General features: G+C 68.2%; 12 protein-coding genes. 3 read left to right on the top strand and 9 right to left on the bottom strand.

From position 1 onward, the window contains the following. Positions 1-85: 85 nt before the first annotated feature. The 4 genes from QHF89_RS25605 to QHF89_RS25620 form a co-directional block, all read right to left on the bottom strand. The gene (locus tag QHF89_RS25605; protein ID WP_284720930.1) at positions 86-916 is read right to left on the bottom strand and encodes a hypothetical protein; all 831 of its coding nucleotides are present in this window, start codon (positions 914-916) and stop codon (positions 86-88) included. Positions 917-1075: 159 nt separating this feature from the next. Then, positions 1076-1912 (bottom strand): hypothetical protein, encoded by an 837-nt coding sequence (locus QHF89_RS25610; RefSeq protein WP_284720931.1) that lies wholly within the window; start codon positions 1910-1912, stop codon positions 1076-1078. A gap of 208 nt (positions 1913-2120) precedes the next feature. Next, the gene (locus QHF89_RS25615) at positions 2121-2894 is read right to left on the bottom strand and encodes a hypothetical protein (RefSeq protein ID WP_284720932.1); all 774 of its coding nucleotides are present in this window, start codon (positions 2892-2894) and stop codon (positions 2121-2123) included. Positions 2895-3216: 322 nt separating this feature from the next. Further along, the gene (locus QHF89_RS25620) at positions 3217-7038 is read right to left on the bottom strand and encodes a serine/threonine-protein kinase (RefSeq protein WP_136969165.1); all 3822 of its coding nucleotides are present in this window, start codon (positions 7036-7038) and stop codon (positions 3217-3219) included. Positions 7039-7346: 308 nt separating this feature from the next. Here QHF89_RS25620 and lon point away from each other — a divergent pair, with 308 nt between their 5' ends. The 3 genes from lon (at position 7347) to QHF89_RS25635 (ending at position 12258) form a co-directional block, all read left to right on the top strand. Then, positions 7347-9743 carry an endopeptidase La gene (gene lon / locus QHF89_RS25625; protein ID WP_136969166.1) on the top strand — a complete coding sequence of 799 codons (2397 nt, stop codon included), beginning with the start codon at positions 7347-7349 and terminating at the stop codon, positions 9741-9743. Positions 9744-9873: 130 nt separating this feature from the next. Next, entirely contained in the window at positions 9874-10767 is an 894-nt protein-coding gene (locus tag QHF89_RS25630; protein WP_136969167.1) for a hypothetical protein, read from the top strand. Between the two features lie 240 nt (positions 10768-11007). Continuing rightward, on the top strand, positions 11008-12258 hold the full coding sequence (locus tag QHF89_RS25635) for an MFS transporter (protein ID WP_136969168.1): 1251 nt from the start codon (positions 11008-11010) through the stop codon (positions 12256-12258). 7 nt (positions 12259-12265) lie between these two features. Here QHF89_RS25635 and QHF89_RS25640 read toward each other — a convergent pair whose 3' ends face one another. The 5 genes from QHF89_RS25640 to QHF89_RS25660 form a co-directional block, all read right to left on the bottom strand. Next, entirely contained in the window at positions 12266-13564 is a 1299-nt protein-coding gene (locus QHF89_RS25640) for a DUF418 domain-containing protein (RefSeq protein ID WP_136969169.1), read from the bottom strand. Positions 13565-13651: 87 nt separating this feature from the next. Further along, a complete protein-coding gene (locus QHF89_RS25645) occupies positions 13652-14338 on the bottom strand; it encodes a carbonic anhydrase (RefSeq protein ID WP_136969170.1) in 687 nt (228 codons plus the stop codon). 58 nt (positions 14339-14396) lie between these two features. Further along, positions 14397-15239: an NAD-dependent epimerase/dehydratase family protein gene (locus QHF89_RS25650; protein WP_284720933.1), complete on the bottom strand. Its 843-nt coding sequence runs from the start codon at positions 15237-15239 to the stop codon at positions 14397-14399. 9 nt (positions 15240-15248) lie between these two features. After that, entirely contained in the window at positions 15249-15851 is a 603-nt protein-coding gene (locus QHF89_RS25655; RefSeq protein WP_136969172.1) for a YIP1 family protein, read from the bottom strand. 51 nt (positions 15852-15902) lie between these two features. Continuing rightward, complete coding sequence (locus QHF89_RS25660; protein WP_136969173.1) at positions 15903-16523, bottom strand: phytoene desaturase family protein; 621 nt, start codon at positions 16521-16523, stop codon at positions 15903-15905. Positions 16524-16577 lie beyond the last annotated feature (54 nt).

Consider the following 16577-nt stretch of genomic DNA (forward strand, 5'->3'; position numbering starts at 1 on the left):
ATCGGAAAGGAAACGACAATCGCAATTCGACCGGGTCGAATCGTAATGGCGCGGCAGGACGCCTGGAACGGAGGGCGGCGGGGTCTCAGGGCAATCCGGTCGTGATCACGAACTTGGTCGTCGTCCCGCTCAGGCCGGGCCTTTCGATGCAGGACGGATAGTACTTGCCTGCGCCGTTCAAGCTCTGGCAGACGTTCGCGCAGGGGCCGACGATGTCGATGATCCCGCACGCCTCGATGCCGCCGCCTTCGAGCAGGTGTCCCACGGCGCAATCGCGCTTCCAGGCGCGCGAATTCGCGACGGTGGCGCCGTTGTAGCAGGCGTGAAGGAACGGCGTGGGCGCCCAGAGGTTGCCCCAGAACGCGCCTTCGACGTCGGGATACTGGGCGAGCTCCGGGCTCCCGGTGAGCGTCTTCAAGGGCTCGGTGAGCGACCGGATCGAAAGGGTGACGGGCACTTGATAATAATTGACCCGGGCCGCCATGCAGGCGCTCACCATGGATTGCCCCTGGGTATCGAGCCGCCCCGTGGCCCAGCAGGGCGCGACGCCGAGCTCGCCCTTGTACACCTCGTCGTGGTCGACGCCGTTGCCGTCGGTCCAGGTGAACACGAAGCTCTGCGCGGGGGTGAAGGCGCAGCCGATGGCATATTTGAGAAAGGCGCGGACGAGGGCGCCTTGGGGCCCCGGATCTTCGATCGCCGCGAGGGCCTGGGGATCGAGTGTGTTCAGGGCGAGCGCATTCAACGCGAGCGCGTTCAGGGCGAGCGCATTCAAGGCCAGCGCGTTCGACCCGAGGTGGTTCCCCTGGACGAGCGCGACCTCGGCCTCCATGACGTCATCGGAACGCTCGTCGGTGTACGCAATGCAGCCCGGGGCCAGAGCCACGAGCGCCATCCCCAACGACCAAGCTCGCATGTGCACCTCCAGGGAACGTTGCTCCCTGGGTGGTCCGTCCGCGGGCGAACCCCTTTGGACGAACACCACGGGGGCGGTCGATTGGATGCTCGTTCGTGGGAGGGCGTAGCGCGACGTCGGTGGTACGCCGCGCGAGGGGTGTCCCCGTCGGAACGACGGTCAGGGGAGCGCGGTCGTGATCACGAGCTTCGTGCTCGCGCTTCCGGTTACGTAGGGTTTTTCGACGCAGGATGGATAATATTGGCCGCCGCCGTTCAAGGCCGCGCATACGGAGCTACACGGGCCGACGATGTCGATCATGCCGCACTCCTCGATCGTGCCATCGTCGCGCAGATGGCCCGTGGCGCAGTCCCGGCTCCACGCGCGGGAGTTCGCGACGGTGGCGCTGTTGTAGCAGGTATAAATGGCCGGGGACGCGCCCCACAGGTTGCCCCAGAACGCGCCCTCGACGTCCGGAAACTCGATGAGCTCCCGGGCCCCGGTGAGGAGCCGGAGAGGAGCCTCCATCGACCGGAGGGAGAGCAACACCGGCACCTGATAATAATTGACGCGCGCGGCCACGCAGGCGCTCACCATGCGCTGGCCATTGAGATCGAGCGGCCCCGTGGCCCAGGCCGGGGCGATACCAAGCTCGCCCGGATAGGTCTCCTGATGCACGACGTTCGACGCGTCCGTCCAGGAGAACGAGATGCTCTGCGAGGTCGTGAGGGCGCACCCGACGGCGTACCGGACGAACGCGCGGGCCAGCTCGCCCTGGTTGGTCGGATCCCGGATCGCCGCGAGCGACTGTGCATCCAGCTTGTTCGGGGCGATCCCGTTCAGCGCCAGCGAGTTCAGCGCCAGCGAGTTCAGCGCGAGGGCGTTCGACGACAGCCTGTTGCCGTCCACGAGCGCGCCCTCGCCTTCGAGGACGTCCTCGGGGAGGTCGAACGCATCTCCCACGCAACCAAACAAGAAAGCCGCTGATAGTCCAATCATCCAAAGCCCGATACGCATACATTCCTCCTCTGATGTTCGTCGGCGCCATGAACGACTCACGGAAAAACACGCGTGGGTCGGATCGCCGACGGGTTCGTGCTTCGATGCGCAGCAGACGCAACGCGTTGCGCGGCCGAGCATCGAGCCAGCCGCGCGTTGTGTTGTTAAGAAGGGGGAGATGCGGGGGAGGGGTGGACGCGGGGACGGGACCGGAGGGAGGGCCCGTTCAGGGCAGCGCGGTCGTGATGATGTGCTCGGTCATCGCCGGATCCTGATCCGGCTTCCGGATGCACGACGGGTACGCGCCCGTCTCGCCGTTCACCGGCTCGCAGACCGTGTCGCAGGGCCCGACGATATCGATGATGCCGCACTCCACGACGGAGTTGTCGGGGTTCAAATGGCCCGCGGCGCAGGCGCGATACTTGGAGCGGGAGTGGGCCACCGTGGCGCTGTTGTAACAAGAATGGAGGTACGAGCCATCCTCGTCCCATAGGTTGCCCCAGAACGCGCCCTCGATGTTCGGATACGTCAGGAGCTCGTTCGGGTCGACGACCTTCAAGGGGGCCTCGGGAGACCGCATCGAGATCGTGACGTGCGTGCCATAGAAGTTGGTGAGCCCCGCCAAGCAGGCGCTCACCATGCGCTGGCCCGTCAGATCGAGCGGGCCCGTATGCCAATAGGGGGCGAGGCCGAGCACGCCCGGATAGCTCTCGGCGTGCTCGACGTCTTGCGCGTCGTGCCAGGAAAACTCGAACGTCTGGCCCGCCTGGAGCGCGCAGCTCACGGCGTACTTGACGAACTCACGGGCGAGGTCGCCGTTCGCATCGGCATTTCGGATCGCCGTAAACGAACTCGGGTCGAGCGCGTTCAGGTTGAGCGCGTTCAGGTTGAGCGCGTTCAGGTTGAGCGCGTTCAGGTTGAGCGCGTTCAGGTTGAGCGCATTGTCCTTGATGACCGCGCTCTCCGCTTCGCCGACCGCCTCCTCCCCCTCCGGACCCACTTCTGCGGTGCACCCTCCCAGAGCCGCCGCCAAAACCACGAGCTGAGCCCCTCGACCGAGAATACGCATGATTGACCTCCGTTCCTGCCGCAAGAAACCGACGGAGCCGAACGATGCAGGGATTCCGGACATTCCATTATGTCTATATGCGTTCTTAGAACGAAGCAAGCACAAAAATGGCGGAAATCGCTGTGCCGAGTTTGCTCAACATGAGCAATCCCCGCACGCGACGATAGGAAGGGTGCGTCGGCGCACGAACGCGACGCATTGGCGTACGGCAAAGGCCTGACGCGGCCCTTACGAAACGACAGGACGATCGCCGTCAGGACTTCGCAGCGGCGAGCGCACGCCGGAGCCGCGGCGTCATGACGGTCGCGACCCGTGACGCGACGTCGAGCGCGACCTCGAGTTGCCGCGCAGCGTCGTCACGGCGGCCCCGGCGCAACGCCGAGAGCGCCCGCGCTTCGAGGACCTCGATCCGCTCCTGACCCACCGACGACCGCGCCGAACGCTCTTCGAGCTCGTCCCAGCGCTCGGCCGGTGCGTCGGTCGTGGCGAGCTCGACCATCGAGCAGAGGACCTCCTCGGAGGGCACCAGAATCTCGGTCCCCTGCGCCCGCCCCTCCACCTGCTCGGCGCGAATGGCCGCGACGATGGCCGCCGCCTCCGCCTCGTCGCCGCGGTAGGCGGCGAGGCGTGCCTGGAGCAGCCGGACGATCGCGGGGTGCGCGCCGATGTTCGGCTTCTTGAACAAGGCCGCGGCGGAGCGGATGTACGGCTCGGCTGCGGGGAGGTCGTCCATCAAATAAAGATATTCCCCGAGGTTATAGTACCCCACGAGCTCGATCGCCGTTTGCCCAATCTCCCGTCCAATGGCAATGGTTTGCTCGTAATCGGCAATGAGCCCGGCCCGATCGCCGCGGCAGGCCCGGACGAGCCCCCGGTTGGCGAGCGCTGCGCCGAGGTGGAGGAGGTCGGCGCGGACCTCGCAGCCCCGAATGACCTCGTCGAGGACCGCGGCCGCCTCTTCCAGCCGCCCGAGCCCCGGCAGGATGAACCCGAGCAAAAGGAGCGCGATCGTGCGCGTCTCGTAGCCCTCCTCCCCGAGCCGAGCCGCCTTCTCCGCGGCGGCCGAGAGCTCCGAGGCCGCCTCTTCATTATGATCGGCGCGGTGCGAGGACCGCCCGAGCCCGAGCAGGAGGCGCGCGTCGACCAGCGGCGACGTGCCCTCGACGTACCGCGCCTGCGCGGCGAGGACCCGCTCCTCGGCGCGCTTCACGTCGCCCATCCAGTCGAAGACAATGCCCTCGTCGAGCAAGAGCTCGACCTGCAAGAGGACATCCCCCGCGGCCTCGGCCTGGGCCCCGGCCGCCGCGAGCTCGGTGACCGCATCCTCGTACCGACCCCGCTTGAACCGCGCGAGCCCACGCGCCCGCCGCGCTGCCGCGGTGAGCCCCGCGAGCAGCTCGTCAGCGCGGGCGAAGTACCGCTCGGCATCCTGGTAATTGCGCCGCGCGCTCGCCTGCTCGGCGCCGCGGATGTACATCGTGCCCGCCCGCTCGAGCAGGCCGCCGCGCTCGAAGTGGCCCGCGAGGACGAGCGGATCGGCCTCGCCCGCGCGTTCGAGCCACTCGCCGGCGAGCCTGTGGCCAAGCGCCCGATCGTCGTCCGTGAGCAGCGCATACGCGCCCTCACGCAGGAGCGCGTGGCGGAACGCGTACTCCTCGTCCCCGGAAAAACGGCTCTCGCGGTGCCGCAGGCAGATCTCGCCGGCGACGAGCGCGGCGAGCGGATCGCTTTCCGGATCACCCTCGCCGACCATGTGCACGACGGCGCCGCGCCAGAAGACCTCGCCGAGGATGCTCGCGGCGCGCAGGGCCCGGCGCGCGCGGGGCTCGAGCCGTTCGAGGCGCGTCTGCACCATCGCGATGATCGTGCCCGGGAGGGATTCGCCGAGCGAGCCCTCGGAGGCGGCCCGGACGAGCTCTTCCAGGAAAAACGGGTGCCCCTCGGAGAGCGCCACGAGCCGCTCGACGAGCGGAGCGTCCGCCGTCTCGCCGAGGACCTTGCGCGCGAGGCGGGCGCTCGCCTTCACGGAGAGGTGCTTGAGCCGGATCTCCTGGCGGCCACACTCGACCCATAGCTGCGGGAAGACCTGATCGACCTCGGGACGCGCAGTCGCGACGAGCAAGATGGGCTCGTCCGCGAGCTCGCGCAGCGCCGCTTCGAGCGCAGAGACGGAGGCGCGATCGCCCCAGTGCACGTCCTCGACGACGAGGAGCGCAGGGCGCTCGGCGCAAAGGGCGCGCAAGAAATCACGAAATGCGCGTCGTATCTGCTCGCCGCAGAGCTCGGGGTCCTGGCGCGCGGCGCGGAGCGGGAGGCTGTCTTCGTCGGGGAACGGGATGCCCGAGAGCTCGCCGAGGAACTCGGTCACGCGGCGCAGATCCCGCTTGGGGACGTGGCGCGCGACAAACGCCGCGAGGCGCTCGCGCCGCACCTCGATCGGCTCGCCGCCCTTCACCTCGGCCGCACGCCAGAGCACGTCCGCGAGCAGGCCAAACGTGGAGCCCGCCCGCTGCAGATCCCCACGACCCCACAAGATCTCGACGGGCGCGGCCGCGCGCTTGCGTCGCTCGATGAACTCGTGGACGAGGCGTGATTTGCCGATGCCCGCCGAGCCCGTGATCACCACGGCGAGCGCCGCCGGTTCGTCCTCGGCGCTCGCGAAGCTCTGTTCGAGCAAGGTGAGCTCGTGCTCACGACCGACGCACGGCGTGAGCTTGCCGAGCAGCGGGCGGAAGGCTTCGGCCGAGACACGCTCGCCGCGCAGCTCGAAGCCGCCGGGCGCGAGGTCGACGATCTCGAAGCGCCTGTCGAGCAGGCCCGCCGTGGTCTCGTCGATCGCGACGTGCGGCCCAAGGATCGAGCCCTCCATGTGCAGGAGCCAGAGCGCTCGTTCGATCGCCTCACCGACCGGCAGGCCGCGCCCGAGCTCGCACCAACCTGTGGTCACAGCGATGGGTACCCCCGGAAAAAACTCGCGGAGCGCGAGCGCGCAGCGAGCGACCTGCGCGGCGATGTCCGTGGGCACGCTCGTGTGATCCAGGATCACGACGGCCGTTCCGTCCGCGAGCAGCTCGAGGTGCGCGCCGAACCGCGTGACCACCGAGCGCATCGTGTCGGGCGTGGAGACCGCGAGCGTCTTCGAGGTCGACGTGATGGGCGGCGCGGACGCGGGCGGGCCGAGCAGCACGACGCCGAGGAAGCGACGCTCGCGCTTGCCGAGCGAGCGCGGCGGCACGTCGTCGGGGTCGTCGTCGTCGAGGAGCGTCTCGGCTTCGAGGGCGCGGGCGAGCACGGCGCCGTCACGCGGCCGCCGCGTGGGCTCCTTCGAGAGCATGCGCGCGACGAGCTCGTCGAGCCACGGGGGCACGACGACGCCGAGCTCGAAGAGCCGCGGCGCCTCTTCGAAGATGACCTTCGCGAGCACCGCGACGAAGTGATCTCCCTGGAACGGCGGCCTGCCCGAGAGGCACTCGAAGAGCAGGCATCCGAGGGAGAACACGTCGGCCGAGGCATCGACGATGCCGCCGCTGCGCGCCTGCTCGGGCGCGATGTAGCTCGGCGTGCCCATCATCGTGCCGGTCGCGGTGATGCGGGCGCTGCCTCCGAAAAACGCGATCCCGAAATCGAGGATCTTCGGCGACTCGATTCGTCCTCCAACGAGGAAGACATTGCCGGGCTTGAGATCGCGGTGGACGATGCTCTGCGCGTGCGCGGCGCCGAGCGCGTCGGCCACGGCCGTGGCGAGCGTGATCGTCTCGGGGACCGTGAGGTGCGTCCGCGCGAGCCGGTGCGCGAGATCCTCGCCTTCGAGCCACTCCATCACCAGGAATGGCTGTCCGTCCGGCATCACGTCGTACGCCACGTAGCGGACGATGCCGGGGTGCGAGAGCCGCGCGAGGGCCCGGCCTTCTCGCTCGAAGCGCGCCACGGTCTCGGTCGACGTGTCGTTCAGGACCTTGGCGGCCACGACCTCGCCCGTGGAGAGATCAAAGGCGCGGTAGACCTGCCCCATGCCACCGCCGCCGACCTGGGCGTCGATGCGGAATCGCTGCGCGAGGACCTGCCCGACTCTCATCCGGAAGGCGGTTGGCGAAGTCCGTGGTTCGACGACGTCGAGGTCCAGTTTGCCCGCACCGTGACCAGCATACGCGTCGCCAGCACGCGAATCATCATCTCTACGCGGTCAAGACGAACGTCGCGCGCGCAGGGCCCATGTCCGGAAGCAGCCCCACGAGCCTCCCGTACCGTCCCGTCACCTTCTTGCACGTCCCCCCGTTGACGGAGCGATGAACAGATTTATGGTTCGTTCACGCCTCGTGCCACCGGACCGGCGACGCCGACCGTGGCGAGGCGCTCTTTCCTGAAGTCCCAAGGAGTCCCACGATGACGACGCTCCGCGACGGGGCCCGCGTGCCCTCTTCTCCGTTTCCCGTGCTTCCGCTCCGCAACGGGGTGCTCTTTCCCGGCGCGGTGATCGCTCTCCCCATCGGCCGCGAGCGCTCGGTGGCGCTCGTTCGGACGCTCAGCAAAGGGGACGTGATCGGCGTCCTCACGCAAAAAGACCGCAACGTCGGCGACCCGTCCGAGGCGGATCTCTATCGCCTGGGGACGTTCGCCCGGGTCGTGGAGACGGGGAGGCTGCCGAGCGGCGACATGAAGCTCGTCATCGAGGGCGTGGGCCGCATGCGCCTCGATCGAATCGTGCGTCGCGACCCGTTCTGGCTCGCGGAGGGCGAGGTCGCCGCGGAGGGGAGCGAATCGAGCGAGGAGGCCAAGCTCTTCGCCCGCGCGCTCTTCGATCAGGTGCGTGAGCTCGGCCGCGGAATCGAGAATTCGATCGATCCCTCGCTCGCCGAGGAGGAACCGGGCCTGTTCGCGGATCGGGTCTCGGCGCTGCTCGGGCTCACGTCGGACAAGGACATGCGCGTGCTCGAAGCGCTCGACGTGGTCGAGCGGCTGCGCATCGTAGCCGGCTTCGTCATCGAGCAGAAGTCGCTTTCCGAGGTGAAGCGCAAGATCGAGCAGGACGTGCGCCGCGAGATCGGCAATCACCAGCGCGAGGCGATCCTGCGCGAGCAGCTCCGGGCGATCAAAAAGGAGCTCGGCGACGAGAGCGAAGGCGACGAGACGGGCAAGCTGCGCGAGCGGCTCGACAAGGCGAATTTGCCGGACGAGGTGCGCGCGGTGGCCGATCGCGAGCTCAAGCGGCTCGAAGCGCTCTCGCCGCAGCAGGCCGAATACAACGTGATCCGGACGTACCTCGACTGGATCGCGGAGCTGCCCTGGAGCGAGCGGGCGGACGCGAAGGACGACATCGACGCGGTCGGCAAGAAGCTCGACGAGGACCATTACGGGCTCGGCGACGTGAAGCGCCGGATCCTGGAGCACATCGCGGTCCTCAAATTGAAGGGCACGGCGAAGGGCAGCATTCTTTGCCTCGCGGGCCCGCCCGGGGTCGGCAAGACCTCGATCGGGCAATCGATCGCGGACGCGACGGGCCGGCCGTTCGTGCGCATCGCGCTCGGCGGCGTGCGCGACGAGGCGGAGATCCGCGGGCACCGGCGGACGTATGTGGCGGCTTTGCCGGGACGGATCGTCCACGGGATGAAGAAGGCGAAGGTGAAGAACCCGGTCGTGCTGCTCGACGAGATCGACAAACTCGCGGTGGGCTGGGCCGGAAACCCCGAGGCGGCGCTGCTCGAGGTGCTGGATCCCGAGCAAAACAAGACGTTCCAGGACCATTACCTGGAGCTGCCGTTCGACCTGTCCGAGGTGCTCTTCGTTTGCACGGCGAACGACCTCGGGACGCTGTCGGCGCCGCTCCGCGACCGGCTGGAGATCATCGAGGTGCCCGGATACACGCCGGACGAGAAGGCGCAGATCGCGCGGCGGCACCTGCTTCCGAAGCAGCTCGCGGCGCACGGGATTCCGGAGGGCACGTTGACGATCACGGACGACGCGCTCCGGGCCATCGTGCGCGATTACACGCGCGAGGCGGGCGTTCGTCAGCTCGAACGGGAGATCAAGAAGCTTTGCCGCGCGCTCTCGCTGGAGGTGGCGCGGGCGAAGGACGAAAAGCCGAACCTGCACGTGGAGGAGGGTGATCTCGGGAAATACCTCGGCAAGGTGAAGTTCTTCGCGGAGGTGGCGGAGCGGACGGCGTCGCCGGGTGTGGCCACTGGAATGGCGTGGACGCCGGTGGGCGGGGACATCCTGTTCATCGAGACGAGCCGGATGCCGGGTCGCGGCCGCGTGGAAATCACGGGGCAGCTCGGCGACGTGATGAAAGAATCGGCGAAGGCCGCGCTTTCGTACGTGAAGAGCCACGCGGCGGAGCTCGGCGTGGATGCGGCGAAGCTCGAAGAGGAGGACCTGCACATCCACGTGCCCGCCGGCGCCGTGCCCAAGGACGGACCGAGCGCGGGCGTGACGATGTTCACGGCGCTGACGTCGCTGCTCTCGTCGCGGCGGGTGCGCAGCGACACGGCGATGACCGGCGAATGCACGCTGCGCGGGCGCGTGCTTCCGGTCGGCGGGATCAAGTCGAAGGTGATGGCGGCGCATCGGGCCGGCATCAAGCGGGTCATCCTGCCGCAAAAGAATGCGCGCGACGTGGAGGAAGTGCCGGAGGAGGTGCGGAGCGCGCTGACGTTCGTGTTCGCCGAGGACATGAGCCAGGTCATCCACGCAGCGCTGGAAGAGCGGCCGGCCGAGGAAGAGACCGTCCCGCTCGGCAGCGACGAGGCATCGGCCGGCGGCGGCGCACAAGCGGTCCATTGAGGATCAACGCGCCGCAGCAAGGTGTAGGCGGATATCTGCCAAAATCCTGAGCTGCGGCGTGTCACCACTTCTCCAGCCATTCCACGCATGCTACGGTCCCGCCCCACGGCTTTCGCGCGGAGGAATGGCAATGATCTTATCGAAGTACGGGCGCACGCTCGCGGGGCTCTTTCTCACGGGGACGCTCGGTCTTTTGGGCTGCAAGGGGACGGTCGTGATCGGGGGCGGCGGCGATGACCCGCCCGGCCAGCCCGGCCCGGGTGGACCGGGCGGCGTCGTGAACCCCGCTCCGGTCTGCGGCTCCGAGCTGCACCTCATCGGCATCTACGAATCCCACGGCGATCACGGCGGCGGCGTCCATCCGGCCGGCGCCGCGTCGGTGCACGTCGAGCGGCAATCGAGCTCGATCCTGGTGCTCTCGTCGTACGAGCCGGTGCACTGGACCGTCACCGCGGCCGAGGGCGTCACGATCGAAAAGGTGATCCTGAACGGGTATCACGATCAAACGGCCGACGTGCCCGCGGGCGTGCCGGTCGAGATTCACGACGGGCCGGACGGCTCGCTCGGCGCGTATGCGTATGCGTGGCCGCACGCGGAGGGCGGCAGCGATACGCAGGGGCTCGTCGCGGCGGTGCAGAACGTGACGGGCCGCGCGCTGACCTCGTTCCACGGCTGCTACCAGTCCACGCAATTCACGCTGCACGACGATCTCCAGGCCGATTCGAGCTGTGCGGTCGAGCAAGGCTACACGCAGTCGAGCCACGTGGCCGAGAGCATGCTCGAATGCGACGACGAGCCGCCGGCCGCGGACCCGTGCGCCGGCAAGGACGACGTCGGGAATTACCAGTTCACGTTCTGCTCGGAAGAGCAAGGCGGCGGTGGATTCGTCCCGGGGCTCTCCTGCCAGCAGGCGCTCGAGAAGTGTTTGCTCAATACGAACCCGCCGCTCAGCAAGATCTGTCGCTTCAACGGCGAGGTCATCCACAAGACCGAGGTCGATCCCGGCGCCTGCGACGCGTATTGACGGGCATCCCATCGCTGAACCCACGATCCTTCGCCCCATCGTCGGCCAGCCTGCCGATTGATGCGCGCCGGGCTCGCCCGCCCGCAGCCCGTGGAGGCGCTTCCCGTCCACACAACCACGCGGCTCCGGGACCGACGTTCCGCGGGCGGGCTTTCATGCTGCGTCGCGGCGGTCGATGAGAAAAATCGTACGCAGCAGAGGCACATAGCCCACGCGCGGCCGCCATGGTAGAGGCCGGGCGTGAGTCCTGTCACCCCCCAGCTCCGCCGTCTCTATGCGACCACGTTGCCGTTCGGGATTGCGTGCGGCATCTCGATCGGGCTCACGGCGGTGCACCTGAACCGGGTGGGGTACTCGAAGGATTCGATCGGCTTTTTGGCCCTCTTCTTCGGCGCGGGGCTCGTGCTCTTCGCGCTCCCGGTCGGGGCGATCATTCGACGGTTTTCGGCCGAGCGCGTCCTCGCCGCGTCGCTCATCGGGTACGCGGGCTGCCTCGCCGCGTTCCCGCACGCGCATACCTTCGCCTCGGTCGCGGGCGTGCGCTTCATCGACGGCCTGTTCACGATCGGCATATGGGTCAGCTCCGAGACGGTGCTGCTCGCGCAGGCACGCAAGGAGCACAAAGCCTATCTCACGACCCTGTACGCGATATGGCTCGCGAGCGGATACGTGGCCGGCCCGCTCATGGCGACGGGCATGGACCGGTTCGTCCCCGCGACCGTCTCGTTTGGTGTGGCCGCTCTGTTCGCGCTCGGCGCCGGCCTTTACGTCGCGCTGAAGATGCCGCCGGCGCCGCCGGTCGAGGGCGCGAGCACGGATGAGGAAACGCCAGGCGAAAAGAACTCGGAGCTCTCGGCCGCCACGATCCTGTGGCGCATCAAGACCTCGTGCTTTGCGTCGTTCTCGTACGGCTACTTCCAGGCGGCGGTGGTGATTTTCCTGCCGCTCTATCTGATCGAGTCGAAGGGGATCCCCGAGAACCGCACGATCGTGCTGCCGGGGCTCTTTTGCCTCGGAATGATGATCTTCTCGAACGTGGCGGGCCGGGTCGCGGACCGCGTGGGGCACCTGCTCGCGGTCCGCGTGCTCTCGTTCATCGGGCTCCTCTGCGTGCTCGGCTTCGTGTACGCCGACAACTACTGGCTCATGCTCGCCATCGTCTTCGGATCGGGCGGGTCGTTCGCGTCGATGTCCCCCATCGCGCTGGCCCTCACGGGCGTCATCGTGGAGCCGCGCGATTACGGCCGCGCGAACTCGATTTACAACATGTTTTACGCGGCGGGCATCCTCTCGGGCCCGCTCGTGGCGAGCCAGATCTTCCAGCGCTTCGGCGGGATGGCGATGCTCTACCACCACGTGGCGATGTGGGCCGTGTTCGTGCTGTTCACGGTGGCCTTCATGTACGACGATCCGGCGGCGCGGCGGCGGCGGGACCCAAAAGACGCTGACGACGCGGACCCGACGGGGCTGCCGGGCGGGGCCGCGGGGTAGCAGCGCTTTACGAGCCCGGCGTCGCTGCGCGGGGGAGCGCGGGCGCCGGGGCCTGCGCGAGGCGCATTGACGGCAGCTTGCCGTACGTCGCGGCGCGCCACAGCCATTCGAGCGGGCCATACCGAAACCGCGCCAGCCAGAACCGGCTCCAGAAGACCTGCACGGTGAAGATGACGACCGCAAGGCCGATCCCGGCGAGCGGCCCGACCTTCCCGAACCACGCGAATCCGTAACTATAAAACAGCGTGGTCGCGATCAAGCTCTGCGTGAGGTAATTGGTCAGCGGCATACGGCCGGGGCTCGCGAGCACGAGCAGCACGCGTTTGCCGCGCTCCGTCTGGAGCAGGAGCGCAATCGCCGCGATGTAGGCGACGCAAAGCAGGGGCCGGTTCACCTTGAACAGGAGGCCCGTGAGGAAACCACGCCAGGTCGGCCCTTCCGGCGGGGGCATCGGTTGAAACGCGACGAGCAGGGAAAACCCCACCGACGCGGCGATTCCGAGGCCCATGCAGGTCCAGAGGACCTTGCGGACCCGCGGGAGGTTTCCCGCGATGTCCTCGAGCAGCCGCTTCCTGCCGGCGTAAAACCCGAGCAGCATCGTGATGCTCACCGAGAAATACCACCAGATCATCCCGTGGCCGCGCCGGATCATGCCGTAGCCGATCGCGTAATTATCGAGGCGCGCCGCGATTTGCTCGACATAGGTCCCCGTCGAAAAGATCCGCATGTGCTCGTGCGCCTGCGCGATCCAGTAGGACCTCGGGTAAGGGGGCTCCTCATGAAGGAGGAGCCCGAGCACGCCGCGCACGCTGGGCGCGACGAGGGCAAACACGATGAGCCCGAGGACGAGCCGATCGGAGGCGCGACGCAAGGCGAGCAGCAAGAGCCCGAGGATCGCATACGTGTGCAGCACGTCCCCGTTCCAGAGGAGGATCGCGTGCGCCGCGCCGATCAGGAAGAGCACGGCGACACGTCGCAGGTAGAGCGGCGTGAGCCGCGCGCCGCTCGCCTCCGCGCGCTGCATCTGGATCGTCAGCCCAAGGCCGAACAAGAACGAGAAGATCGAGTTGGCCTTGCCCGCGAACACGATGGTCGCCACGGTCTCGGCCGCCCGATCGTACAGGCGCGGGAAGTAGTGTTCGTCGAGCGCGTCGATCCCGTCGGGCAGGCCGAAGCTCGGCATGTTCATCACGAGGATGCCGAACAGCGCGAACCCGCGGAGCACGTCGAGGAGCGGGTTGCGCTCCTCCGGGGGGATGGGCGTGAAGGACGGAGCGCTCTCCGTCCGGTCTTGCTCCTCTGCCATGATGGGACCTCCACCGAGGTAGAGTCCCTCCGAGGCGCGATGTGAACCAAAAAGCGCGCCCGGTCGCGAGGAAGCGTCGGCTGGCTCTCAGCTATGCTGGAATGCGGATTGGCCGGCGAGCACACGCTCGGCCTCGGCCTCGTCAAGAAGGATGTAGCCGCCGCGGTCCTTGTCGTAGACGTGGACGTCGCCGGTCCCGACATCGAACCACCAGCCGTGCAGGGTGATCGCGCCCTCGTCCACGAGCTTGCGGACGTTCGCGTAGCTCGCGATGTGCTCGAGCTGCTGGAGGACGTTGGCCTGGGAGAGGCGATCGACGGCCGATAGCTCCGGCTTGATGAACGGCGAGCGCACGAGGCGCGCAAAGGCAGCCTCGCCATGCGCGAGCCAGGCCTTGAGGTTCGGCAAGGAGCTGTAGTGCTCGCGTCCGTTGAGGATGGCCTCGATGGCGCCGCAGCGGGAATGGCCGCAGACGACGATGTGCTTGATCTTGAGCTTGGCCAGGCTGAACTCGATGGCCGAGGCCTCGGAGACATCACCGACCGAGATGCCCTCCGCGTTCGCCGGCGCGACCAGGTTGCCGACGCTCCGGACCACAAAAAGATCCCCCGGGTCCGTGGACACCATGAGGTTCGGGACCACACGGCTGTCCGCGCACGCGAAGAAGAGGACGTCCGGCTTTTGCCCGCGTTCCGCGAGTTCCTTGAAGAGCGGAGCCAGGCCGGGGAGCTTGTTCTTACGAAAGTCGATGAGGCCGCGAATCAACTTTTCCATCACCGCCGACGATAGCCCGACCTCATTGGTGGGCAAACGAAATAGTTGGCAACGCAAACTATTTTCGTACGAGGTCGGGGGGGTGCGCCTCCTCCGCGAGGCAGGCCGCGAACCCCTCCCGGTAGGTGGGGTAATCGAGGGAAACCCCCAGGCTTTGCCGAATCTTCCCGGCGTCGACGCGGCGGTCGTTCCGGAGGGTCGGAGGGAGGTCGGCCCTCGGGACCTCGACGGGCCGCGGGACGCCGAGCCGGGCGCAGAGCCAGTCGATGACCTCGGCCTGGGGGACGGGCGCGTCGTCGGCGACCACGAAGACCTCGCCTTTCGGGGCGCGCGCGAGCGCGGCGAGGGCAAAACGCGCGAGGTCCGTCACGTGGATGCGGCTGATTACGCTCTGCCCACCTTCGGCGATCTTGTGTTCGCCCCGCGCGAGCCGGACGTGAAGGCCACGGCCGGGACCATAGATGGCCGCCGCGCGGAGGACGACGCCGCCGGCCGCGCGCACGAGCGCCTCGGCCCGGAGGCGCGCGGCGGCGCGGGGTTCGCTGGGATCCACAGGGGTCTGCTCGTCGATCCGGCCGGCTGCGCTTCCATAGACGCCGGTCGAGGAGAGGTAGACCGCGGACGCCGCGCGGGAGAGCAGAGGCAAGAGGGCAGCGTCGGTCGTGTCGTCGGGCGGGTATGTAACGAGGACGCGGGTGTCCTCGCGGAGGAGGGGCGCGACGAGGTCCACGTCGAGGCGCGGCGCGAGGCGGACGTCGACGCCGAGCCGCGATAAGGAGGCGGCCCGCTCGGGGGAGCGCGTGGTGCCGATGACGCGGCTGCCCGCGGCGAGGGCGAGCTTGGCGGCGTGCGTTCCTGTAAAACCACAGCCGAGGAGGACGAGGGTGTCGGATGCTTCCACGATTCGCTCCTATCGCAGGAACAACGCGCCCAGGAGGGCCTGCGTGACGAAACCGGCGAGCGCGGCGAGGAAGGCCGTCCGCGTGCGGAGAGGGTGCGCCCGGGAAAACCCCATCGTGCCGAGCACGAGGCAAGCGGCTGCGGCGAGGGGCGCGTAGTATCGCATGGCCTTTCCGATGGCCGTGAAGCCCAATGCGAGGTAGACGGCGATATCGGGGACGATGAAGAAGAGCGTCATCGGCACGGCATACGAGACGCCAAAGACGGCGAGGGACGCGCCCTTCCGGCTCCCCTCCCCGCCCGGCGCCGCCCCGCGCCGCGCGACGGCGTGCGCGACGCCGCCGCCGATTCGCCAGAGGACGAGGTACAGCGGCACGGCGAGGATCGCCTGGAGCAGATAATGCGAGTCCCGTCCGAGCCCCGGCACGCCAAAGCGCGGTGCATACCCCGAAACATAGAGGAGGAGGGAAAACGCTCCGTGCAAAGTACCGAGCACGAGCATGGCCGCCCGCCCTTCTCGCGGGTCCGCGCGCGCCGCGACGCCGGCCATCGCGGCACGGGGTCCGTGGAGGACGTCGAGGAATAGCGACCAGGCAGGGCGGGAATCGGGCACGACGCCCATGCGATAGCGGAAAGGGTGGGCGGGGGAAAGGGCCCGCGTCGATCAGGAGGCGAGCGCGTCGTCAGCGTCGTCCTCGGGCGGCGCGGCATGTGCGGGTCTGCGGGCCCCGGAGGCGGGCGCGAGGTCGCTCGCCAGGACAACCTGGAGCGAGCCGTCGGACGGGGCGAGGAGGTCCTCGATGCGCCGGAGGCCGAGGATGTCCCGCGCCGCGAAGAGGCCGGAGGTGGCCGCGCCCGCGACGCCGTGGCTGAGCGTGCTCGCGCCGACGCTGTAGAGCCCGGGGACGCTCGATCGAATGGGGAACGAAAAGGGGCCGAGCAGGGCGGGGATCTTCGCCGTGCCGTAACTCGCGCCGCGGTGGGTCTCGCAATAAAAATCGTTCGTGAGGGGCGTGCCCACGGCGCGGAAGGTGAGGTTCTTGCCGAGCCCCGGAATCATGCGCTCGGCCGCGGCGATCATGGCGTCGCCGAGCCGCTCCTTGAGGTCGTGGTATCCCGCGGGCCGGGCCGCAGCATGGCCAGCCCAGTCTTCGAACGGTTCGTAGGGGACGAACGTGAAGAGCTCCAGGGTATGGTGGCCGTTTGGCGCGTGGCCGGGGTCCTTCAAGGTGGTGACCGTGAGGAAGAGGCCCTCGACGATTCCGTGGGGGAGCGCGTGCTCCATTGGAAGAGCCTCCTCGATCCAAGCTTTGATGCCAGAAAGATGCAGGGCGTCGCG

Origin of the sequence: Polyangium sorediatum (assembly GCF_029946465.1) — a bacterium.
Taxonomy (GTDB): Bacteria; Myxococcota_A; Polyangia; order Polyangiales; family Polyangiaceae; genus Polyangium; species Polyangium fumosum.

Excerpts from the sequence above, each read along its gene's own strand:
- QHF89_RS25605 (WP_284720930.1), bottom strand. The coding sequence starts at position 916 with ATGCGAGCTTGGTCGTTGGGGATGGCGCTCGTGGCTCTGGCCCCGGGC.
- QHF89_RS25620 (WP_136969165.1), bottom strand. The coding sequence starts at position 7,038 with ATGAGAGTCGGGCAGGTCCTCGCGCAGCGATTCCGCATCGACGCCCAG.
- QHF89_RS25645 (WP_136969170.1), bottom strand. The coding sequence starts at position 14,338 with ATGGAAAAGTTGATTCGCGGCCTCATCGACTTTCGTAAGAACAAGCTC.
- lon (WP_136969166.1), top strand. The coding sequence starts at position 7,347 with ATGACGACGCTCCGCGACGGGGCCCGCGTGCCCTCTTCTCCGTTTCCC.
- QHF89_RS25660 (WP_136969173.1), bottom strand. The coding sequence starts at position 16,523 with ATGGAGCACGCGCTCCCCCACGGAATCGTCGAGGGCCTCTTCCTCACG.
- QHF89_RS25640 (WP_136969169.1), bottom strand. The coding sequence starts at position 13,564 with ATGGCAGAGGAGCAAGACCGGACGGAGAGCGCTCCGTCCTTCACGCCC.
- QHF89_RS25610 (WP_284720931.1), bottom strand. The coding sequence starts at position 1,912 with ATGCGTATCGGGCTTTGGATGATTGGACTATCAGCGGCTTTCTTGTTT.
- QHF89_RS25630 (WP_136969167.1), top strand. The coding sequence starts at position 9,874 with ATGATCTTATCGAAGTACGGGCGCACGCTCGCGGGGCTCTTTCTCACG.